Source organism: Thermincola sp. GK-1 (genome assembly GCF_059412445.1).
This window is the reverse complement of the sequence record NZ_JBSQAT010000005.1, coordinates 14,644-36,977: the sequence shown is the minus strand read 5'-3', so window position 1 is coordinate 36,977 and position 22,334 is coordinate 14,644. Positions and strand designations below refer to the sequence as shown.

The 22,334-nt window shown below is 45.9% G+C and carries 19 protein-coding genes; all 19 read left to right on the top strand.

Annotated elements, in window-relative coordinates; translation table 11 throughout:
• Positions 1–136: 136 nt before the first annotated feature.
• The 19 genes from ACSNJE_RS06315 to ACSNJE_RS06225 all read left to right on the top strand — a co-directional run bounded on the left by ACSNJE_RS06315 (position 137) and on the right by ACSNJE_RS06225 (position 22,275).
• Positions 137–1,216, top strand: a complete 1,080-nt coding sequence (locus ACSNJE_RS06315; protein ID WP_495252229.1) for a cytochrome c biogenesis ResB family protein — start codon at positions 137–139, stop codon at positions 1,214–1,216.
• A 6-nt stretch (positions 1,217–1,222) separates the two neighbouring features.
• Complete coding sequence (gene ccsB, locus ACSNJE_RS06310) at positions 1,223–2,074, top strand: c-type cytochrome biogenesis protein CcsB (protein WP_495252228.1); 852 nt, start codon at positions 1,223–1,225, stop codon at positions 2,072–2,074.
• Positions 2,075–2,148: 74 nt separating this feature from the next.
• Positions 2,149–5,121, top strand: coding sequence for a LuxE/PaaK family acyltransferase (locus ACSNJE_RS06305; RefSeq protein ID WP_495252227.1), 2,973 nt, complete (start codon positions 2,149–2,151; stop codon positions 5,119–5,121).
• 251 nt (positions 5,122–5,372) lie between these two features.
• A complete protein-coding gene (locus ACSNJE_RS06300; RefSeq protein ID WP_495252226.1) occupies positions 5,373–6,344 on the top strand; it encodes a 6-bladed beta-propeller in 972 nt (323 codons plus the stop codon).
• On the top strand, positions 6,334–8,223 hold the full coding sequence (locus ACSNJE_RS06295; RefSeq protein ID WP_495252225.1) for a cytochrome c3 family protein: 1,890 nt from the start codon (positions 6,334–6,336) through the stop codon (positions 8,221–8,223). The genes ACSNJE_RS06300 and ACSNJE_RS06295 overlap by 11 nt, the downstream gene beginning before the upstream one ends.
• Positions 8,224–8,579: 356 nt before the next feature.
• Entirely contained in the window at positions 8,580–9,941 is a 1,362-nt protein-coding gene (resB, locus tag ACSNJE_RS06290; protein WP_474658457.1) for a cytochrome c biogenesis protein ResB, read from the top strand.
• A gap of 13 nt (positions 9,942–9,954) precedes the next feature.
• A complete protein-coding gene (gene ccsB / locus ACSNJE_RS06285) occupies positions 9,955–10,815 on the top strand; it encodes a c-type cytochrome biogenesis protein CcsB (protein WP_474658458.1) in 861 nt (286 codons plus the stop codon).
• A 244-nt stretch (positions 10,816–11,059) separates the two neighbouring features.
• Entirely contained in the window at positions 11,060–11,707 is a 648-nt protein-coding gene (locus ACSNJE_RS06280) for a precorrin-2 dehydrogenase/sirohydrochlorin ferrochelatase family protein (protein ID WP_013120016.1), read from the top strand.
• Positions 11,676–13,052, top strand: coding sequence for a glutamyl-tRNA reductase (gene hemA / locus ACSNJE_RS06275; protein WP_495252224.1), 1,377 nt, complete (start codon positions 11,676–11,678; stop codon positions 13,050–13,052). The genes ACSNJE_RS06280 and hemA overlap by 32 nt, the downstream gene beginning before the upstream one ends.
• Positions 13,053–13,102: 50 nt before the next feature.
• Positions 13,103–14,035 carry a hydroxymethylbilane synthase gene (gene hemC / locus ACSNJE_RS06270; RefSeq protein WP_052216406.1) on the top strand — a complete coding sequence of 311 codons (933 nt, stop codon included), beginning with the start codon at positions 13,103–13,105 and terminating at the stop codon, positions 14,033–14,035.
• A gap of 2 nt (positions 14,036–14,037) precedes the next feature.
• Positions 14,038–15,555 carry a uroporphyrinogen-III C-methyltransferase gene (gene cobA, locus ACSNJE_RS06265; RefSeq protein ID WP_495252223.1) on the top strand — a complete coding sequence of 506 codons (1,518 nt, stop codon included), beginning with the start codon at positions 14,038–14,040 and terminating at the stop codon, positions 15,553–15,555.
• 75 nt (positions 15,556–15,630) lie between these two features.
• Positions 15,631–16,806: a putative heme d1 biosynthesis radical SAM protein NirJ1 gene (gene nirJ1, locus ACSNJE_RS06260; protein ID WP_495252222.1), complete on the top strand. Its 1,176-nt coding sequence runs from the start codon at positions 15,631–15,633 to the stop codon at positions 16,804–16,806.
• Between the two features lie 13 nt (positions 16,807–16,819).
• Positions 16,820–17,803: a porphobilinogen synthase gene (gene hemB / locus ACSNJE_RS06255; protein WP_013120021.1), complete on the top strand. Its 984-nt coding sequence runs from the start codon at positions 16,820–16,822 to the stop codon at positions 17,801–17,803.
• Between the two features lies 1 nt (position 17,804).
• Entirely contained in the window at positions 17,805–18,800 is a 996-nt protein-coding gene (gene nirJ2, locus ACSNJE_RS06250; protein ID WP_495252221.1) for a putative heme d1 biosynthesis radical SAM protein NirJ2, read from the top strand.
• A gap of 2 nt (positions 18,801–18,802) precedes the next feature.
• Entirely contained in the window at positions 18,803–19,258 is a 456-nt protein-coding gene (ahbA, locus tag ACSNJE_RS06245; RefSeq protein ID WP_495252220.1) for a siroheme decarboxylase subunit alpha, read from the top strand.
• A gap of 2 nt (positions 19,259–19,260) precedes the next feature.
• Positions 19,261–19,734 carry a siroheme decarboxylase subunit beta gene (gene ahbB, locus ACSNJE_RS06240; protein WP_013120024.1) on the top strand — a complete coding sequence of 158 codons (474 nt, stop codon included), beginning with the start codon at positions 19,261–19,263 and terminating at the stop codon, positions 19,732–19,734.
• A 105-nt stretch (positions 19,735–19,839) separates the two neighbouring features.
• Positions 19,840–21,132, top strand: coding sequence for a glutamate-1-semialdehyde 2,1-aminomutase (gene hemL, locus ACSNJE_RS06235; protein WP_495252315.1), 1,293 nt, complete (start codon positions 19,840–19,842; stop codon positions 21,130–21,132).
• 86 nt (positions 21,133–21,218) lie between these two features.
• The gene (locus tag ACSNJE_RS06230; RefSeq protein ID WP_013120026.1) at positions 21,219–21,467 is read left to right on the top strand and encodes a hypothetical protein; all 249 of its coding nucleotides are present in this window, start codon (positions 21,219–21,221) and stop codon (positions 21,465–21,467) included.
• 34 nt (positions 21,468–21,501) lie between these two features.
• Complete coding sequence (locus ACSNJE_RS06225; protein WP_013120027.1) at positions 21,502–22,275, top strand: CheR family methyltransferase; 774 nt, start codon at positions 21,502–21,504, stop codon at positions 22,273–22,275.
• Positions 22,276–22,334 lie beyond the last annotated feature (59 nt).

The following is a 22,334-nucleotide window of genomic DNA, read 5'->3' as shown; positions in this document are numbered from 1 at the left end:
TAATATCAGTATACTTGAAAAGGAAACGGCAACAGAAATGTCGAATCAATTTGTTGGTATACTAAAGCTGTGTCCGTCAGGGGCACAGCTTTAGTACCAAATTTTTGGCAGGTATGACGCAACCGGAGAGACTGATATGGCGAAAAATTATTATTTAAAATCGCTGTTTTATTTTTTAAAATCAAAGCAACTTGCTCTGGTCACCATCTTTTTGCTGACAGTCTTTTCAGTGCTGGGCATGATTGTATCACGAGATAGCGCCGATGTTGCCCTGCGGCGTGTGTTTGCGTCCTGGTGGTTTATAGTTACTGCTTTTGTCTTTTTGCTGAACTTGTTTCTTTGCACCGTATCTCAGCTCAGATCTTCTGTCGTGCGCAGGGCCGGCCTGCATACATGGGGGAAAACGGTTTTTCATGTTGGCCTGGTTTTGGTGGCGGTAGGGGGTTTTGTTTCAACAGGGTTTAAAATGACGGGTTATTTTATGGTTGCCGAAGGGGAAATAAGGCCTGAAGTGCATACTAATTACAGGAAAATTGAGGAAGGACCGTTATTCAGTGAAAAAATGCACCAGGGCTTTGTCGTAACCCTGTTGAAACAGAGTCCCGTATACGACCGCCAGGGTAGAGTAAATTATATCAGATCAAAGGTGGCAATTATAGAAGAGGGTAAAACTGTGGCCGCCCACTGGGTAGAAAAGGGGGCGCCATTAATTTATAAAAATTACAGGTTCTTTTATTACCTGGCGGGTTTTGCCCCTATGGTGACTATCAGGGACAGCAATGGAAAGATAATTTACCAGACATTCCTGCTTTTAAATACTTACCAGGAAGGGGAAAAACCGGCTGCTTATTCAGTGACGGGGCAGCCTCTGTATGAAACACCGTTTATAGTTGATTTGCAATTTTTCCCTGATGCCAGGCAGAAAAACGGGAATTTGATCGGCGTGTCTGACCGCTTATTAAATCCTGTGGCTTATATAACCGTATATGACAGAACAAAGAAAAAGCTTGCCGAAGGTATAATCTCCGACAAACAGGGCGTACTGTTGCCGGGCAAGCAAACAATTGCCCTGGGTAGTGAAGTGCGGCGATGGGTTGGACTGGAAGTGGTCAATGATCCTGGCGCCCGGATCTTATTTGCCGGGTTTTGGGTATCTTTATTTGGTTTAATCATGTTTTTCCTCAAGGGCTTACAGCTTAGGATTAAGGAGGCTTAATTTCTCGTGGATTCTGTTAAAGTGCAAATCATCCTTTATTGGATTTCGGTAGGTTTTTATGCCGTTGCTACAATTTTGCTTTTCAGTTCTACTATTTTCGGTAAAGGCAGGTTCTTAAAACTGTCACTCTTTATTGCTGCAGCAGGATTTGTCGCCCATACGGCTGCTTTAATTTTGCGCTGGAAGCAGACAGGCCATTTTCCTTATTGGGGCACATACGAAGTTTTTGCCTCTTATGCCTGGGGCGCTGTGGCTTTTTACCTGATCGTGCAGTTATTCAGACCAAACTTAAAAATTTTAGGGGCCCTGGTCCTTCCCCTCTCATTCATCATGATTGGGATAGCTGTCATGACTTCTACCGAGGTGAAAGAAATTCCTCGTACCTTTTTCACTTATTGGTTAGGCATCCATATCCTTTTCGCCAAGCTTTCCTATGGGTCGGCATTAATTGCTGCGGGGTTAGGCATCCTGTACTTACTGAAAGAGTCTTCTGAATTGCGGGGCCTGGTTCATCCTCTACTGGAGAAACTCCCCGATATAAAGAAGTTAGATTATCTGAACTATCGGTTTGTCGTTTTCGCATTCATCATGTTGCTGATCATGATCGCGTCGGGTTCAGTCTGGGCTTATAAGGCCTGGGGGCGTTACTGGGGATGGGACCCTATAGAAACCTGGGCTTTTATTTCCTGGCTTGTTTATGGATTTTACTTGCACTTGAGAATTACTTACAGATGGCAGGGCAAAAGGTCGGCCTGGATGTCCATATTTTGTCTGCTGTTGGTTTTGTTTGCTTTTTTTGGCATACCCCTTATTTATCCCAGTGTTCACGAACACTTAAAATACAGTGGGCTGGCCTGATTATTTCGGCTGTTTCCCTCCGGGCCTTTGCCGTGACGGGATATTCAAAATGAGGAGACATAAGGAGTTTTGGCATGATCAGAAAGATTTTGTTGCTGACGCCCCCCTATCATACAGGAATTATAGAGATTACCGGAAACTGGCCTCCTTTGAACCTTGTTTACCTGGCGGGGTCTTTGCGCCAGGCCGGATTTGAACCTGCAATTTATGATGTTATGACTTTACGCCATGACCTGCAGGATATAGAAAAATACGTTGCCGCCAACAATCCTGACGCGGTTTTGATTGGCGCCTATACGGCCAGTATTAACGCGGCTCTTGATACGCTGGCTGTTGTGAAAAAGGTCAATCCTTCCGTTATTACAGTTTTGGGAGGAGTACACGCCAGCTTCTGTTTTGAAGAAATACTTAGAAACAATCGAGCCGTTGACTTCGTTGTCCGGGGCGAGGGAGAGATTACCGCAGTCGAGTTGTTTAGGTCCCTGAACGAAGGTACGGACCTGACCCTGGTGCAGGGCCTGGCTTTTTTACAGGGCGACAGATTGGTGATTACCGAAGAGAGGCCCTTAATTGACGACCTGGACAGTTTACTGCCGGCCTGGGATTTAATAGATTGGAATAATTATTACTATAAAATAACCAACCGGCGGTTGGGGCTGATGAGTTCGTCGAGGGGATGCCCCCACCGGTGCAGTTTTTGTTCGCAACATCTTTTTTGGCGGGGTACATACAGAGAAAGGTCGCCGCAAAACTTCGTATCAGAAGTTGAGGTTTTATATAAACAATACGGTGTCCGCATGATTATGCTGGCCGATGAATATACAACTTATAATCGCCGGCGGTGGGAACAAATCCTGGACTTGCTTATAGAAAAAAAGATGGACCTTCATTTCAGTATGGAGACCAGGGTGGAAGACGTCCTGCGGGACCGGGATATCCTGTGGAAATACAGGCAGGCCGGAGTAATGCACATGTATATCGGCGTTGAATCGGTATTCCAGAGTTCCCTGGACAGGTACAATAAAGGACTGGAGGCGGCAAATTCCAGGGAAGCCATAAAACTTCTGGATGAGGCCGGCATTATTACCGAATGTTCCTTTATATTGGGCAACCTGGAGGAAACCCCGGACACCATGCAGCAAACCCTGCAAAAAGCCCTGGAATTCAATCCCGATTTGGCGCACTTCCTGCTGATCACGCCGTGGCCGTACACACCGCTGTATGAAGAATTGAAACCGCACATTATTGAGCACGATCTGAGCAAATACCATTTCGTTTATCCCATTGTCAAGCCTTTGCAGATGGACGTTACCGAACTTTGGGATAACTTGATTAACTGTTTCCGGGTCTTTTACATGGAGAAAGTAAAACAATGCCTGGCTTTGCCGCCGGGGTTCAAAAGAGACTACATGCTTAATTCGATTCAGATTATGCACCGGGAATTTTTTGTGGAAAACTTTGGCAAGCAGACAATTAAGCTGCCAGAGGAAATGGGCTATGAGATAGAAAGGCTTTTATCCGAGAATATGGGGGGAATTGATATGGAACGGAAAAAATATGCTGTGGATTCACCGATGGTTCAGGAATTGGACCGGCAGATTATGGAGTTTATTGAAAAAGGAATAGACAACCACGATGAAGAAACCTTTAATCGGCTGGCCTTAAAGGAATTTGAAATCCAGTTTCATGCGAACGCGAACTATCGCGAATACTGCCTGAAACAGGGCAAAACTCCGGAGAATGTAAAACGTTGGGATGAAATTCCGGCCATTCCGACCCAGGCGTTCAAAGAAGCAGTTATTGCATCATTTCCCCTGGAAGAGGCAGAGCTGGCTTTATTGACCAGCGGCACCAGCGATCCGCGGATGAAAGGCAAAATATACCGTGACAAGCGTAGCATGGAGATGATTATTAAAAGCAACTATTTGTTGACGAAACATTTTGTTTTTCCCGACGTGGACAAAATGCGCATTCTGCTGCTGGTACCTTCGCCCAAGGTAGCCCCCGCCATGGCTATGGCCTTTGGGCTGAACCAGTTAAAAGAAACATTTGGCACGGAAGACAGTATGTATCTTATTACCCCCGAAGGGTTCAATGCAGAAGCGATGGTGGAAGCGCTGAGGAAGGCAGAAAGTACAGGAGAACCCCTTGCCCTTGTGGGAGCAACTTCCGGTTTTGTCTATTTCTTTAATTATTGTAAGGAAAACAACCTGACCTTTAAGCTGCCGCCGAAATCAAGGATTTGCGACGGCGGTGGTTACCAGGGAACCTTCGGAAGTTGCACGCGGGAAGAATTTTACGCCGGATGTGAAAAATATTTCGGCCTGTCCGGTGAATACTGCGTAAATATCCTTGGCATGAGCGAGAGCGGCACCAATTACTTTGATAATACGTTAAGAGAAAAACTGCTGGGTTTACCCATTACGGAAAGGCGCAAGGTCAGCCTACCATGGACGAGAACCATGGTTGTCGGACCGCGCACAGGCCAGCGGCTGCCCAGAGGAGAGATTGGTTTAATCAGGCACTACGACCTTACCAACAGGGCTACAGTTTTTGCCGTACAGACTGATAATCTTGGTTACGAAACTGACGGCGGATTTGAGATTGTTGGCCGGGCGGGGGGAAAAATACCCGGATTTGGACTTGAACCAACCAGTGTGAAAGACTGGATCCTGGCAGGCCATCGCCAGGGCGCTGCCGGATGTTCCGCTGCCACCGCCGGTTTTATCTATAGTCGGGGAAATCATCCTTCCATGCCACACAGCCATCCGTGTTCCACGGTGGCTGACGAGATGCTGAGGGCCCACAGCCACCCGTGTTCCACGGTGGCTGATGAGATGCTGAGGGCCCACAGCCATCCGTGTTCCACGGTGGCTGATGAGATGCTGAGGGCGCACAGCCATCCGTGTTCTACGGTGGCCGACGAGATGCTGAAAGCGCACAGCCACCCGTGTTCCACGGTGGCCGACGAGATGCTGAAAGCGCACAGCCACCCGTGTTCAACTGTAGCTGACGAGATGATCATGAAAGGAAAGCTAAAGGAATAGATCCCAAATAAGCCAGATGCGTTTACGCATTTGGCTTTTCACATTTTACGGACAACTATTTGTGAACTCCGGTATTAGAAGAAAAAGAAGGGTTTCATGGTTTAAATTGTTAGACAATTTATTTGTGATATTTGCAGGAATTAAAAAGGGGTTCTAGAATATAGAATTGCTCAGACGTTTCGCTATTACAGCGCTAACATCGTTTCGCTGTTACAGTGCTAACATGGCGATTCTAGAAAGAGGTAGTTTATATGAAGCAGCAGATTTTGAAATGGGTTGGAGCAATAGTCATCTTAGCAACTGTGGGGACCTATTGGGGCTTGGAACAGGTCCAGGGTTATTTCCTGCAGGCGGATTTGAAATTTGTCAGACATGGGACGGTAACAGCACAGGGCATTAATACGGTGAATTTGGATTTGGAGCGGCCTATGGGAGTTGCCGCAAAAGGTGATTTATTGGCTGTAGCCGATGCAGGAAAACAAAAGGTTATAATTTTAAATACGAAAAATAAAAAAAGGGCTGAAATAATTCAGGCCGGGGACCTTGGCAGGTTTTTTTACCCTGTGGACCTGGTTTTTGGCCCAAAGGGATTATTATATGTAGCCGACCTGTATAAAGGCCGGGTATTTGCTTTTGATCTCAACGGAAAATTACACAAAATATATCCTTCAACTGCTCCTGGAGGAGAGGTTACTGCCATCAGCCCGACTGCCATTGCCTTTGATAAAAAGGGCAATCTTTACGTAACTGATGTAGGCAGGCAGAGGGTAGCCGTTTTTGACCCTGCAGGCAGATTTCTTTTCAGCTTTGGCCAAGAAGGCACGGGAAAGGGAGAATTTCTTTTCCCGAACGGTATTGCGGTAGATACTGCCGGTAATAAAGTTTATGTTGCCGATACAAATAATTTACGCATCCAGGTATTTAACGAAAAAGGGAAATTTGAAACGGTTTTCCCAATGCCGCAAGGTATCCGCCTTTCTGCTCCCAGGGGGCTGACCATAACCGGGAAAAGGGAATTACTGTTTGTTGATACCTTGGCTAACCAAATGTACTTTATTAATCTTAAAAGCGGAACAACCAACGTGGTTGAATTAAGTGCAGGGATGGCATTTCCCAACGATATTACAGGGAATGGACGGAAATTTTTCGTAGCTGACCGGGGAAACAAAAGGTTGATATCCTTTACCATTAACTCTGGTGAGGTGAAAAAAAATGAAGAGTAAAAGACTTGGCCTAACCGGACTACTGATTGCGGTGGTAACCGGTTCGTTTGGTTTTTTTACAGTTTCTTCTGCCTGGGCCGCGCCCAGCGCCCCTGGTTACGTCTATGCAAAGGGAATCAGTAGCTCAGAAATAGGCATTAACTGGAAATATGTATCTGGGGCGCAGGGTTATTATATTTACCGTAGCACCACGGAAACGGGTGCTTACGAGAAAATTGGCCAGACTACGGGGGCCGATGCTACCTATTATGTGGATAAGGATGCTGATTATAACACTCCCGGTATCCAGCCAATAGGGGCTTCTACCGAGTATTTTTATAAAGTGGCTGCCTACGACGGTACCGGCCAGTCGGCCTTAAGCGGTGTGCAGGTCTTTACTTATACCAATCAGAACGGCCAGAGTATCCGCGAGGTCCTTTCCAGAGGAAAGACTTTGCCCGCCCGGCCTCCCGGGGGGGTTACCATAACCGATAACCATGACGGAACAGTTAAAATTTCCTGGCATGCATCTGCAGAGCCCAATGTCAGAGGGTACAATATTTACCGCGCCGACAGCAGTGGGGGAACCTTTGTTAAACTTAACAGCGGCCTGGTAACTGCTACAGATTATACTGATAATGTTTCATTGTTCAGGGACTATTATTATACAGTAGCGGCTATTGATGATAAGGACCAGGAAGGGATCAGGTCAGCGGAAATTTGGATTAAACCCCAGGCTGATCCGGCTGCGAATGTTCCGCACGTCAAATTTCAGCAGGATGCCAAGGAATGCGCCTATTGTCACGATTCCCATTCGGCATCAGGACAGGATTTATTGACTAAGGTTTCCGAGGCGGAAGTATGTTTTGTCTGCCATGACGGTACCGGCAGCAAAAATGCCATCAATCAGGAGTTTAATGGGAACTATCCTTCCAAACACCCTGTGGGGCAAAACGGTTTATCCTGTGCAAGCTGCCACGATGCGCACCTGGATTCAAAAGCTGTCGATTTAAGCGGAAACAGGCTGTATCCTGCTGTATTGCGCCCCGTTTCGATAAACGGAAATATGGTTTACAAGGGTAACGAACAGTGTTATAAATGCCATGGTACCGGTTCGACTTTAAAAGGCGGCGACCATAAGGCGCCCTTTGAATTCAGTGTACACAATTTAAATATGGCCAATCCGCCGTCAGGCACCGAAATAAAATGCATATCCTGCCATGAACCCCATGGTGCGGCAAATGCAAACTTAAAAAATTACAGAGATGAAAATTTCTGTTTAGCTTGTCATAGTTCCAATCAGGCTTCTGCGGCGCCCGATATATACAAAAAATTTACTGCCGGGAATGATAGTTACACCAGGCATGATGTGTTGGGGACTGACCGGCAAAAATCAGGAGCAAGTTTAGGTTGTGTAAACTGCCACAACCCACATAATGTGACTGCGGACAGAAAAGTAACCGACCCGGACAACCCTTCACCGAGCAGTCTCTGGACAGGCTCCAGGAATGATTTCTGTTTAAAATGTCACGACGGTACCTTCCCGACGGATACCCAGACACAGCCATATGCGCCGGGTGTCGGTTCGGGTACAAGGACTTTAATTAATATTAAAAACTACAGCAATAACCATTCCCGGTTTGATTGTGTTGTCTGTCATGATCCGCATGGTAGCATAAACAGCTACAGTTTAAAGACCGAAACCATTTCCAATACGGGAGTAAATAAGGTTGGCCTGCTAACTTATAGTTGGACCTATCAAAATAACGGCCGGCCGGCTCTAGGGGTGGACGCAAGATTCTTCTGCAAAAGTTGTCACGGACCCTCAAACGGCCATATTAACAGCCAGAGTTTCCCGACGAATTGTTTCAGGTGTCACAGGCACGATGGTAAATTCTAGATTGTTTTGATAAGATATACCGGAGGATGTTGAATACAAGTAGAGTGTGTGGAACAGGTCAAATGCTATATCCCGTTATAAATCGATGTATTTGGCCTGTTTTCCTTTTGTGTTTTTTACATAATGAATTTCCTAACAGCGGGGAATAGTAAAATTATTAAAATGCCTGCAATTTGCATAAAAAATGACACACATTTGCCATAATTTTATGCTACACTTTAGTTGGATAAAAAAGGGGACAAAACCCGTTAAAAAGGAGGAATAATCCCATTTATATAGAATAAATTACAAGTTAGTCCGTTTCATAACACCATTATATTACATGTAATTAAATGGAATACAGGAAGGGTGATAGTGTGGCAAAAAAGAAACAAAATGCGGAACCGATGGAAGAAGAACTTATACCAAAAGACGAGGGTGGAGGCATAGTTAATGCTATTTGGCGCTTTTTCAGTTCTATGAAACTGGGGATTTTTCTGCTGATTATCATCGCTGTTGTTTCTATAGTAGGGACCCTGATGGAGCCCGATCCCAATACAGGTGAATATATGTATTACCGGACCGTGTGGTTCAGGTTTTTGTTGTTTATGCTGACGATGAACCTGTTTATATGCAGCGTAGCCAGGTTCAAGGGTCTTCTTAAGGCCATGGAGCCTCCAAAAACTGATTTCAACGAAGGATTTGTCAAGAAACTGAAGTACGCCGCTACGGCAAAAATCAAATCAACTGTTTCCGGTGCAGAAAACACACTGGAAAGTGCGCTGAAAGGTCATGGTTACCGGGTAAACAGTAAACGGGTTGACGAAAAGGTTTTTATAGCTGCCGATAAAGGGCGTTTCGGGGTATGGGGCTCCTTTATCAGCCATATAGCTTTTATCGTTATCGTCATAGGCGCCATTATCGGGAACCTTTACGGGTTTAACGGGTTTATCAATGCCTTGGAAGGAGAAACCTTTAACCTGGGTGATGTGCAGGGTATTAAAAACGTAGACCCCAGCGATTATTTCGACGTTAGGGTGGACGATTTCCGGGTTGAAATGCGACCCAACGGTATGCCCAAGGATTATTTCAGTGACCTGACAGTGATCGATGACGGCGACGAGGTTCTGAAAAAAACCATTGAAGTCAATGACCCGTTGAAATACAAGGGAATTGTCTTTTACCAATCCAGTTACGGACAAGTTACCGATATCAGCGGAACCTTTAAGACTAAATCGGGTGAGACCCAGGAGATATCCACCTATGAAGGCGGAGTAGTGGCTTTGCCCGGAACAGGGTTTAGCCTTAAGGTGGCCAAATTTATTCCTGATTACGATCCTCAGTATGGTACTGAATCCAAGTCGCCAAACCCCAATAACCCGGCTGTGGTTTATGCAATCTTCCAGGGACAGCAGTCTGTTGCCATGGATGTGGCCAAACTAAATACCCCTGTGGAGGTGGCCGGTGGTACTCTGGAGTTCACCAAGTATGCCGTCAGGGAATATACCGGACTGCAAGTAAAAAAAGATCCGGGGGTACCTGTTGTCTGGTTGGGATGCGGTCTCCTGGTATTTGGGATAACATTATCTTTTGTTATCCAGCAACGCAAGATTTGGGCTGTTATTTCTGAGGAAGCCGGAAAAGCTGTGGTCGATATTGGCGGTATGACTCTGAAAAACAAACTGGCTTTCGAACGAGAGTTCAACCGGATCGTAGGAACTGTTAAAGAAAATAAATAAGGGGGGAGCAACAGTGGATTTTACACAATTGGAACAAATGGAAAATGTCTTGTTTTATTTAACCTTCGGCGCTTATTTGGTGGCATCTGTTTTGTATATTGCTTACCTGATTAACAAAAGCGAACCCGTGGGTAAAGGAGCAACTGTTGTTACAATTATCGGTTTTATAGCTAATTCGGCAGCGCTGGTGATCAGGACAATTGTGTCAGGCCATGCCCCCTTTGCAAATGGGTACGAATTCCTGATGTCATTCTCCTGGGGAATCGTTATTGCTTACCTTTTTGCCGAATTCAAATATAAGTTAAAGGTTATCGGTTCTTTTACACTGCCTGTGGCCTGGCTCCTGCTGGCCTATGTAATGATGATTATGCCCGCAGACCAAAGAGCGCCCGGGGACCTATTCCCTGCTCTACAGAGTAATTGGTTGACCTTCCACGTTGTAACCGCTATGTTTTCCTATGGCGCTTTTGCAGTTTCCTTTGGTATCGGTGTAATGTACCTGATTAAAGAAAACCTTGAAAAATCAAATTCCAAAGGGTTATTAAATGAAAGGCTGCCTAAGGCTGAAATGTTGGATGAATTAAGCTACCGTTTTGTAGCTTTTGGGTTCCCGTTATTATCCCTGGTTATAATTACCGGCGCCATATGGGCCGAATTTGCCTGGGGAAGATATTGGAGTTGGGACCCTAAGGAAACCTGGTCGCTGATTACCTGGCTGGTTTACGCCGCTTACCTGCATGCCCGCTTTACCTATGGTTGGAAAGGCAGGAGGGCTGCTCTTATGGCGGTAATCGGATTTGTCGCCGTTCTATTCACCTTCTTTGGCGTAAACTATTTCTTGCCCGGTCTGCATAGCTACGCGTTAATTTTCTAAACCAGAAGTCATGACCGGCCTGGTCATGACTTCCGTCTCTGTTTTCCAGGCATTGGTATTGACGTGAAAAACTTAGAATTCTTTCGTTTTGCTTGTTTTCTTGGAAAACATTTACCCTTGGTCGAGTAATTTTTTTAAGTTATAATTTGTACAAGGGTCGAAAGCAAGAAAGCAGGTAAATGTGGAATGCTGGAAAAAAAGACCCTTTTTTGTTGTAAAAAATTAAATTAGGGGAAGGGCTGTAATGTATAACTTCTATCCCATTTATCTGAATCTCAGGAACAAAAAATGCCTTGTGGTAGGTGGAGGAAAGGTAGCCGAAAGAAAGGTTCGCTCTTTACTTGAGTGTGGGGCCAGGGTTTATGTGGTCAGCCCGGAGGTAACCCCTGCTTTGGAACAGCTAGCCTGGGAGGGGGCAATTACTTTTGTCCGGAGGACTTATACCACTACCGATTTGGAAGGCTCTTTCCTCGTTATTGGAGCTACGGATGATGAAAAAACCAATCAGAGGATAGCCGATGATTGTTTTGAACGAAATATGCTGGTGAACATTGTGGACGACCCACCGAAATGCAATTTTATTGTTCCGGCCGTTGTCCGTCAGGGCGCTTTGTCTATCAGTATTTCTACCGATGGGAATAGTCCTGTGTTGGCAAGAAAAATAAAGGAAAAGCTGAAACAGGAGTATGGTCCTGAGTATGCGAAATTTCTGGAGATCATGGGTGATTTGCGCCGGAAAATTATCAGTTCCGTGCCGGATGAATCGGTGCGACGTCAAATGTTTGAAGACCTTGTTAATTCAGATATTATTAACTTGATTAAAGAGGGAAATGAAGAAAAGATAAAGGAGCGGATTAACCATGTACTTAATCGTGGTAGGACTCAACCATAAGACTGCTCCCGTCGAAATCAGAGAAAAACTCAGTTTTCCTGAACATTCTTTAGCAGAGGCTTTGGCAGAAGTCAAGAAAATTAAGGCAGTACGCGGCTGCGCCATCCTGTCTACCTGTAACAGGACAGAAGTATATGCCGCCGTATTGGATGTGGAACAGGGGCTCAGAGGAATCAGGGAGTTTCTTGCCAGGCGTTGCCGTTTGTCCGCAAGTGAAATACAGAACTATCTGTATAATTATACCCTGTTTGATGTCATCAACCATTTGTTCCGCGTAGCTTCAGGATTGGATTCCATGATTCTCGGGGAGACCCAGATTCTTGGCCAGGTAAGACGGGCTTACGAGATAGCCTGTGAACTGGGAGCGACAAACGGGGTATTGAATACCTTGTTCCTCAGGGCAATTACAGTGGGTAAAAGAGTGCGGACAGAAACTGAGATTGACAGGAATGCCGTATCCATCAGTTACGCTGCTGTGGAACTGGCCAAGCAGATATTCGAGGACGGCATTCAGGGTCGTTCTGTTTTAATTGTAGGCGCCGGTAAAATGAGTGAATTAACGGCCAAACACCTGGTGGCCAATGGGGTTACAACGGTAATGGTATCGAACCGCTCCTACGACCGGGCTGTTTGCTTGGCCAAGGTATTTGGCGGTAAAGCCGTGAAGTTCGACGAGCTGTTTACCTACATGGAAACTGCAGATATTGTCATTAGCGCTACGGCAGCCACTCATTACATCCTCAAACCCCAGGATATCGAAAATGTTATGAAGAAAAGAAACAACAAGAAGATGTTTATTATAGATATTGCCGTACCAAGGGATGTGGACCCTGCGGTCGGTTCTATTGAGGGCGTTTCCCTCTATGATATCGACGATTTAAAGAATGTTGTGGACAGCAATCTGTCCCAACGCGAAAAAGAAGCCCGGAAAGCAGAAAAAATAATCAAAAACGAAATTGATGAATTCTGGAAATGGTTAAGCAGCCAGTTTGCCACTCCGACAATTGCTGCTTTGAAAAAACGGGGCGAGGAGATCAAGCAAAAAGAAATTACCAGGGCCTTTAACAGGTTGGGTAACCTGACGGACCGGGAAAAAAAGGTAATCAGTTCCATGGCTAACTCAATTGTTAATCAATTGCTCCACGACCCTGTTATTCAGCTCAAGCATTACGCTCCTACCCATCAGGGACATTTATATACTGAAATTCTACAAAAACTGTTTAACCTTGATGTGCCGGGCCAAAAGATACTGGAGGGACAAACAGGGCAACCGCAGTCTGGGGATCTGCAGGCAGAAAGGGCTGCTGCCGGCCATGGCCAAGCCGGACAATCTCATACAGGTTAGTCCGGTGCGATGCATAAGGTTTATCCAGATTAAGATATGGAGGATTGGATATGGCACGTGAAATTGTGGTAGGTACCAGGGACAGCGCCTTAGCCATGTGGCAGACCAACTGGGTTGTCGATAACCTGCGGAAACTTAATCCGGACTATACTTTTAAAATAGTCAGCATGAAGACGCAGGGCGATAAAATCCTTGATGTGGCATTGGCCAAGATTGGCGATAAAGGCCTGTTTACCAAGGAACTTGAATTTGCCATGCTGAGGAATGAAATAGATTTGGCCGTACACAGTATGAAGGATTTGCCTACAGTACTGCCTGAAGGACTTAAGATAGGGGCTATCTGTGAAAGACACGACCCAAGGGATGTTTTAGTCGCCCGGGACGGTATCCTTTTAAAAGACATGCCCCAGGGAGCCAGGATCGGTACCAGTAGTTTACGTAGGACGGCTCAACTGCTGAAATACAGGCCTGACCTACAGATTATTTCTCTGAGAGGCAACCTGAATACTCGCATGGCCAAATTGGAGCGGGAGAATCTGGATGGTATTATTCTGGCTGCTGCCGGTATTGAAAGACTTGGTTGGGCTGACAGGATTACCCAGCGTATACCTTTTGAAGTATGTTTGCCTGCTGTCGGTCAGGGTTCCATAGGTATTGAAATCAGAGAAGGCGATGAAGAGGTATCCAGGATAGTTGACAAGTTGAATCATGGTCCGTCTGCCGCCGCAATAACGGCAGAAAGGGCAATGCTGAAAAAGCTGGAAGGTGGGTGCCAGATTCCCATCGGAGCGCTGGGCAGAGTGGAAGGAGACAGGCTGACTTTGGAAGGTGTGGTAGCCAGCCTGGACGGAAAAGAACTGCTCCGCTCCCGGGTGGAAGGACCTGCCTCGGAAGCAGCATCTTTGGGCGTTGCTCTTGCTGAAAAGCTTCTAGATATGGGAGCTTTAGAGATATTAAAATCTGTAAGACAGGAGTTTGAATAAATATGGCAAAAGGAAAGGTATATTTAATCGGAGCCGGTCCGGGAGACCCCAAACTGATAACGGTAAAAGGTCTGGAGTGCATTCAGAAGGCTGATGTTATAGTTTATGACCGGTTAGCCAGCCCCAGGCTGCTTACCTATGCCCGGCCGGATGCCGAACTTATTTATGTGGGAAAATCACCGGACCGTCATACCTTAAAGCAGGACGAAATTAATATGGTTCTGGTGGAAAAAGCCCTTGCAGGTAAAAACGTTGCCCGTCTAAAAGGCGGTGACCCTTATGTTTTCGGACGCGGCGGCGAAGAGGCAGAAAAATTGATTGAGTACGGCATTGAGTTTGAAGTGGTACCGGGCATAACTGCCGGTATTGCCGTCCCTGCTTATGCCGGTATTCCCGTTACCCACCGTGATTTTACCTCTACCCTGGGTATCATTACGGGGAATGAGGACCCCACCAAGGAAGATAGCTCTATTGACTGGAGTAAGGTATCTACAGGGATAGGGACATTGGTATTTTATATGGGGATGGCGAACCTGCCTCATATTGTAGACAAGCTCATAGCCAACGGTCGCCCCGCAGATACACCCATTGCCTTGATCCGCTGGGGGACCAGGCCTGAACAGCAAACCCTGGTAGGCACGTTGGCTGACATTGTGGATAAAGCCAGGGCTGCTGAGTTTAAGAACCCGGCCATCATTATTGTCGGGGAAGTTGTTACCTTGCGGGATAAATTATCCTGGTTTGAAAAGAAGCCGCTTTTCGGCAAACGGGTATTGGTTACTCGTTCCAGGGAGCAGGCCAGCGCTCTGTCCGAGAAAATCGAAGCCTTGGGGGGCGAGCCATGGGAATTTCCAGCTATCGATATTGCTGAACCCGACGATTTCGGTCCCATGGACAGGGCCATTGAAGAAATAGAAAAGTACGACTGGATTATTCTGACCAGTGTAAATGGCGTTAAATCTTTTTTCAAAAGATTGAATGATAAGACCAAAGATATCAGGGATTTAAAAGGAATTCGTTTATGTGCTATTGGGCCCAAGACCCGGGAAGAACTGGAAAAATACGGCTTGAGGTGCGATTTTGTACCCAATGAATACCGGGCCGAGGCAATTATTGAAGGCTTGAAAAACGAGGATATGTCCGGCAAGAAGGTTCTCTTGCCTAGAGCTGACATTGCCCGAAAGATTATTCCCGATACTTTAAAAGAATTGGGCGCTGAAGTTGAGGAAGTTGTTGCCTATAAAACAGTGATGGGCGCAGGTAACGCTCAATTGCTCAGGGATATGTTAGCCGAGAAGAAACTGCAGATATTGACTTTTACCAGTTCTTCTACGGTGAAAAACTTTGTCCAAATGCTTGATGCACCGAATTTACAGGATTTACTGGCTGATGTTACGGTAGCCAGCATTGGTCCCATTACCTCTAATACGGCCAAGGAACTGGGGATCCGCGTGGATGTGGAAGCACAGGAATACACAATCGACGGTTTGGTTGAGGCCATTTTGAAAAGTGTTCAATAAGGTTTAATATTAGGTGTATGCCTGATGAAAAACTTTTTATGAACAATAATTTTTTAATGTAAAGGGGGATCTCCCGTGATTAGCGTTACAAAACTGTTATGCGGAGAAAGTTATTTCGGTGATACCTTGCGTTACGCTGCGGATACAAAAGGCGCCAAACATGGTACCACTCACGGTATGGGACCTGTGGTTGTATGGAATTCAACAAGAACCTGTAATCTCAAGTGTATCCACTGCTATGCCCATGCTGACGCCAAAAAATTTGAGGGCGAGCTGACCACTGAGGAAGCTAAGAAATTCATTGACGATTTGGCTGAATTTAAAGTGCCCGTATTATTATTCTCCGGCGGCGAGCCTTTAATTCGCCCTGATTTCTTCGAGCTTGCCGAATATGCGGCCAGCAAAGGCATTCGCCCCACTATTTCCACTAACGGTACTTTGATAGATAAAGAAACTGCCGAAAGAATCAAGAAGATTGGTGTAGGTTATGTGGGTATCAGCCTTGACGGTTTAAGAGAGGACAATGACAATTTCCGTAAACACCCGGGCGCCTTTGATGCCGCTTTGCGGGGTATCAGAAACTGCCTTGAAATTGGTCAGAGGGTTGGCCTGCGTTTTACCATTAATCGCCATAATATTCATGCCCTGAACGATATTCTTGACCTTATAGAGGAAGAAGGTATTCCCCGTGTATGCTTCTACCATTTGGTATACTCCGGCAGGGGTAGCGAAATGGTCAAGGAAGACATTACCAGGGAAGAAGCCAGAGCGGCTATGGACCTGATTATGGACAGGACCATTGATTTCCACCGCCGCGGTCTGCAAAAAGAGATTCTTACCGTGGACAACCATTGCGACGCGGTATACATGTACCTGCGGGCTAAAGAAAAATATCCCGAATTAGCTGACCGGGCTTATGAGCTGATGATGACTAACGGAGGCAACCGCACAGGTATTGCTATCGGTGATGTTGACTGGTATGGCAACGTACACCCGGACCAATTCACCCAAAACCATACCTTTGGTAATGTTAAAGAACGTAAATTTGGTGAAATCTGGACCGATATGTCTAACCCGATTCTGGCCGGTCTAAAGGACAGGAAGCCATTATTAAAAGGACGCTGTGCCAAGTGCAAATGGCTGAACGTCTGCAACGGTAACTTCCGGGCTCGGGCAGAAGCCGTAACCGGAGACTTCTGGGAGTCCGATCCCGCTTGTTACCTGACCGACGAAGAAATTGGCATTGCGTAAAGAGGTGAACAGTATGGCATTTCCTATTACCAGAATGCGGCGTTTACGTGTTAACGAGGTTATGCGCCGCATGGTTAGGGAAAATAAACTGACTGTTGATGATCTGATTTATCCCCTGTTTGTTACCAACGGCGAAAATGTTATTAACCCGGTGGCATCAATGCCGGGAATTGCTCAGATGTCGGTGGATAATATTCTGAAAGAATGTAAGGAGATAGTGGAATTAGGAATTCCGGCTGTCCTTTTATTCGGCATCCCAGCCTATAAGGATGAAAAAGGTTCTTCTGCTTATGATGATGAAGAGGCTGTCCAAAGGGCTATCAGGGCTATTAAAAAGGAATATCCTGACCTGCTGGTTATTCCGGACCTTTGTATGTGTGAATACACCAGCCACGGCCACTGCGGTATTCTGGACGAAAAAGGGAATGTTATAAATGATGAGACGTTGAAGGTTCTGGCTAAAATTGCTCTTTCTTACGCCAGGGCCGGGGCAGACATGGTTGCTCCTTCCGATATGATGGACGGGCGCGTGGGAGCTATCCGGGAAGCTTTGGATGCCAATGGTTTTGAAAACATTCCCATTATGTCGTATTCAGCCAAGTATGCTTCCGCATATTACGGTCCTTTCCGGGATGTGGCTGAATCTGCTCCCCAGTTCGGCGACCGGCGGGGTTACCAGATGGATCCGGCCAATGGGGATGAAGCCATCAGGGAAACCCGGCTGGATGTGGAGGAAGGCGCAGATATTATTATGGTTAAACCGGCTTTGGCTTATATGGATATCATGTACAGACTGAAGCAGGAGTTTAGGATGCCGTTGGCGGCTTATAACGTCAGTGGGGAATATTCTATGATTAAGGCAGCTGCCCAAAATGGGTGGATAGACGAAAAGAGAGTGGTCTTAGAGACTCTGACCGGTATGAAAAGAGCGGGTGCAGACATTATTATCACTTACCACGCCAAAGACGTGGCTAAGTGGTTAAAGGAGGATAAATAAAATGATTGTATCCTGGAATACGACCAACCAGTGCAATATGTATTGTGACCACTGCTACCGCGATGCCGGCGCCAAAGCCACTGAGGAATTAAATACGGAAGAAGGTAAGGCGTTACTTGATGAAATCGCCAAAGCGGGCTTTAAGATAATGATTTTCAGCGGCGGCGAGCCTTTTATGAGAGAAGATATTTTTGATCTGGTGGCTCACGCTAAAAAATTAGGTTTGCATCCTGTTTTCGGCACCAATGGAACCCTGATTACCCCGGATGTGGCCAAGAAGCTTAAAGAGCTGGGTGTTATGGGGGTTGGTATCAGTCTGGACAGTTTGGATAAAGAGAAACATGACAATCTCAGGAAGCTTAAAGGCGCCTGGGATGGGGCGGTACAGGGCATGATTAACTGCCGCGATGCGGGAGTTCCGTTTCAGGTTCATACCACTTTGATGGACTGGAACTACGACGAAGCTGAGGCCATTACTGATTTTGCCGTAGAGATCGGTGCCAAGGCTCATCATTTCTTCTTCCTTGTACCGACCGGCAGGGCAAAAAATATTGAGGAAGAATCTTTACGGGCTGAGCAGTACGAAAACATCCTGACCAGAATTATGAAAAAACAGCAGGAGGTAGATATTGAACTCAAGCCTACCTGTGCGCCGCAGTTTATGAGAATAGCCAAGCAAATGGGTATGGACCTGCGCTTTGGCCGCGGCTGCCTGGCCGGCATATCTTACTGCATTATCAGCCCGAAAGGCAAGGTACAGCCTTGCGCTTATATGGATATGGAGATTGGCAATGTTCGTGAAACGCCTTTCAGTGAAATATGGGCCAACAGTGAAGTGTTTAAAACCCTGAGGACGATGGATTATAAAGGTGGATGCGGCACCTGTGGTTATAAGAAAATCTGCGGCGGCTGCCGGGCGCGGGCAGCATTCTATCACGATGGCGATTACATGGCCGAAGAGCCATGGTGCTTATACCACGGAAGGAAAGGGTATTAGTTATGGATAGCCTGGACAAACAGCTGCTAACCCTTATTCAGAGTAACTTTCCCATAACGCCGGAACCTTTCAAGGAACTGGCGCTAACTTTAGGGACCACCGAAGAAGACGTAATTTCGCGCCTGCAGAAGCTTAAAGAAGAGGGAATTATCCGCCGCATCGGAGGTATTTTCGACTCCAAAAAACTGGGGTATTTCAGTACCCTATGTGCCATCAAAGTTCCTGAAGAACGAATTGACGAAGTTGCTGAACTGATCAACAGTTACCCTGGGGTAACCCATAACTACCTGCGCCAGCATGAATATAACATGTGGTTTACTCTAATTGCGCCAAGCAGCCAGGCCGCGGAGGATATCCTGGAAGAGATGCGCCGGCGCACCGGGATTAAGGATTTAATAAACCTGCCGGCCATAAACTTTTTCAAAATCAAGGTAAACTTTAACCTGAATGAGGTGTAATGATGTTTACTGAGTTGGACAAGCAGATAATTCGAGAGCTTCAGGAAGATTTACCGTTAACATCCAGGCCATACAAGGTTATTGCCGATAAAATAGGTATTACCGAAGAAGAATTGTTAGCTAAGGTTCAGGAATTTGTTGACAAAGGTATTATCCGCAGGTTCGGGGCGGCTTTAAGGCACCGGGAGGTTGGTTTTACGGCCAATGCCATGGTGGTATGGGACGTTCCGGATGAAAAGACCAGGGAAGTAGGCGCTATTATGGCCGGTTTTCCTGAGGTCAGTCATTGTTACCAGCGGCCAAGGTACCCGGGCTGGCCGTATAATATGTTTACTATGGTACATGGCCTGAGTAAAGAGGAATGTGAAGCTACCGCGGCCAGGATTGCCGAAAGGACCGGTATTAAAAAGTATGATTTGTTGTATAGTACAGCTGAATTAAAGAAGGATAGTATGAAGTATTTTATGGAAGAATAAGTATGACAGCAGCCGGTGGCAGTATTAGAATTGTCCGAAGTTCTTTTATTGCTGCCGGCTTTAAATACTTATATAATACTTTTACAGGAAAGGATGGTCCGCAGCATGCATAAAGGTTACCAAAAATCATCAGAGCTTTTTGAGGAAGCAAAAAATTACATACCCGGAGGCGTGAACAGTCCTGTGCGTGCCTTTAAATCCGTAGGTATGAATCCTGTTTATATAGAAAGGGCACAGGGATCAAAAATTTATGATGTAGATGGCAATGAGTACATAGATTACGTAGGTTCATGGGGTCCCATGATTTTGGGCCATCAGCACCCGGAAGTAATTGCAGCATTAAAAGCGTACCTGGAAAAAGGTACCAGTTATGGGGCACCTACGGAGCTGGAAACGGAAATGGCTAAACTGATAGTAGAAGCTCTCCCTTCCGTAGAAATGGTCCGTATGGTTAACTCCGGAACGGAAGCGACCATGAGCGCTCTCCGCTTGGCCCGGGGATTTACGGGACGTAATAAGATTGTTAAATTTGAAGGCGGTTATCATGGACATGCCGATTCCCTGTTGATAAAGGCCGGATCCGGGGCTTTAACCCATGGCGTCCCCACTAGTCCGGGCGTTCCTGAAAACATCGCCGGTAACACCATAACCGCTCAGTTCAATGACCTGGATATGCTGGAAGAAATCTTCAAACTGGAAGGCGACGACATTGCCGCCGTTATTTTAGAACCTGTACCGGGGAATATGGGCGTTGTACCGCCAAAACCAGGCTATCTGGAAGGCGTGCGTGAACTGACCCGGAAATATGGCGCATTGTTTATCTGCGACGAGGTTATGACCGGGTTCCGGGTTGCTTACGGTGGAGCTCAGGTCAAGTACAACATTGACCCGGATATTACCTGTCTTGGCAAGATAATAGGCGGCGGCTTACCCGTTGGCGCCTATGGCGGTAAAAAAGAAATCATGGAAATGATAGCGCCGGCCGGACCTGTTTACCAAGCCGGAACTTTGTCTGGGAATCCTTTGGCTATGACGGCCGGAATTACAACATTGAAGCTGTTGCAGCAACCAGGTGTTTATGAAGAGCTAGAAGAAAAATCCGCCAAACTGGCTGCCGGGCTTAAAAAAGCAGCTGAAGAAGTGGGTGTAAAAGCCTGCTTTAACCGTGTCGGTTCTATGTTATGTACTTTCTTTACCGATGTGGAAGTAGTTGATTACAAAACGGCAGCGACCTCCGATACCAATAAGTTCGCCACCTTCTTCCGTACCATGCTGGAGCAGGGTGTGTATTTAGCTCCCTCTCAATTTGAAGCAGCTTTTGTATCGCTTGCCCATTCCGATGAGGATATTGAGCGGACCATACAGGCCAGTTACAGAGCTTTTGAGGCAGTAAAATAATTACTAGTGATTGTAGAAATTTGAGGATTTAAAAAGGAATTTATTACCTTCCTGCCGAATTAAAATATTCCGTGAGGTGGAGAGCAATGAACAAAAGGGTTTTTATCTCCATAGCGTTAGTGGTGGCATTGTTGCTGGTAATCTATTTTTCTGTTACGGCTAAACGGATTCATCCTCCCAAGGAAGAATGGCTGGTCAAGCACAAAGAGGTGGTTGCCAGGAACCAAAATCCCGATAAGTTTTGTTTAGATTGTCATTATAAAAAATTTGGGCATACAAAAGAGAATTTTTGCAATAAATGCCACAAGGAGTCTGGTGTCAGACCTGTAAAGTAATATAGACTAGCGAGGGAGTAGAGAGGGACTAACTATGGCGGATGCTTACGAACTTTTTCTGGAGAAGCTGCGAAAGAGAAAGGGCCTGGACTTAACAGGTTATAAACGGCCCCAGATGGAACGGCGTATAAACAGCCTAATGCGCAGTGTGAAATGTGACAGCTATGATGATTATCTTGATTTAATGGACAAGGAGCCTCAGCACTGGAGAAAATTTATCGACACTCTGACAATTAATGTGTCGGAGTTTTATCGGAACCCGCCCCAGTGGGAGGTTTTGCAGCAAAAAATAATTCCCATGCTGCTGGAAAATTCCCCGAATTTAAAGGTATGGAGCGCCGGCTGTTCTACTGGCGAAGAGCCTTATACATTGGCCATGATATTCGCTTATAATTTTCCGCGTGTTTCGGTCAGCATTTTGGCTACCGATATTGACGAAGAGGTCATGGCCAAGGCCAAAAACGGTATTTATAATGAAAAAGCCGTTGCTAACCTACCCAGGCTATATATAACCAAGTATTTTAAGCAGGAAGGGTCTAACTACATTATTGCGGACGAAATAAAAAGAAAAGTTCGGTTCCAAAAGCATAATTTGCTCAAAGATGTGTTTGATAAAAACTTTGATCTGATTCTGTGCAGAAATGTGGTTATTTATTTTACGGAAGAAAGTAAATCCGCCCTATATAAAAGGTTTCATGAATCTCTAAAACCCGGAGGGGTACTTTTTACGGGAAGCACCGAGCAAATTTTTCAGGCCCGGGATATAGGGTTTAGGTTGGTTTCCTCGTTCTTTTATCAAAAAGCCTAAAAGAAAGAGCATTAGGCTCTTTCTTTTTTTCTGCACAATAATTGTTTAGTGAACCGATA

Coding starts and splice junctions, on each gene's coding strand:
- ACSNJE_RS06305 (WP_495252227.1), top strand. CDS start 2,149: ATGATCAGAAAGATTTTGTTGCTGACGCCCCCCTATCATACAGGAATT.
- nirJ2 (WP_495252221.1), top strand. CDS start 17,805: ATGATTGTATCCTGGAATACGACCAACCAGTGCAATATGTATTGTGAC.
- hemC (WP_052216406.1), top strand. CDS start 13,103: ATGGCACGTGAAATTGTGGTAGGTACCAGGGACAGCGCCTTAGCCATG.
- ACSNJE_RS06225 (WP_013120027.1), top strand. CDS start 21,502: ATGGCGGATGCTTACGAACTTTTTCTGGAGAAGCTGCGAAAGAGAAAG.
- ACSNJE_RS06300 (WP_495252226.1), top strand. CDS start 5,373: ATGAAGCAGCAGATTTTGAAATGGGTTGGAGCAATAGTCATCTTAGCA.
- ACSNJE_RS06230 (WP_013120026.1), top strand. CDS start 21,219: ATGAACAAAAGGGTTTTTATCTCCATAGCGTTAGTGGTGGCATTGTTG.
- ahbA (WP_495252220.1), top strand. CDS start 18,803: ATGGATAGCCTGGACAAACAGCTGCTAACCCTTATTCAGAGTAACTTT.
- ahbB (WP_013120024.1), top strand. CDS start 19,261: ATGTTTACTGAGTTGGACAAGCAGATAATTCGAGAGCTTCAGGAAGAT.
- hemL (WP_495252315.1), top strand. CDS start 19,840: ATGCATAAAGGTTACCAAAAATCATCAGAGCTTTTTGAGGAAGCAAAA.
- ACSNJE_RS06295 (WP_495252225.1), top strand. CDS start 6,334: ATGAAGAGTAAAAGACTTGGCCTAACCGGACTACTGATTGCGGTGGTA.
- hemA (WP_495252224.1), top strand. CDS start 11,676: ATGTACTTAATCGTGGTAGGACTCAACCATAAGACTGCTCCCGTCGAA.
- cobA (WP_495252223.1), top strand. CDS start 14,038: ATGGCAAAAGGAAAGGTATATTTAATCGGAGCCGGTCCGGGAGACCCC.
- ACSNJE_RS06315 (WP_495252229.1), top strand. CDS start 137: ATGGCGAAAAATTATTATTTAAAATCGCTGTTTTATTTTTTAAAATCA.
- hemB (WP_013120021.1), top strand. CDS start 16,820: ATGGCATTTCCTATTACCAGAATGCGGCGTTTACGTGTTAACGAGGTT.
- ACSNJE_RS06280 (WP_013120016.1), top strand. CDS start 11,060: ATGTATAACTTCTATCCCATTTATCTGAATCTCAGGAACAAAAAATGC.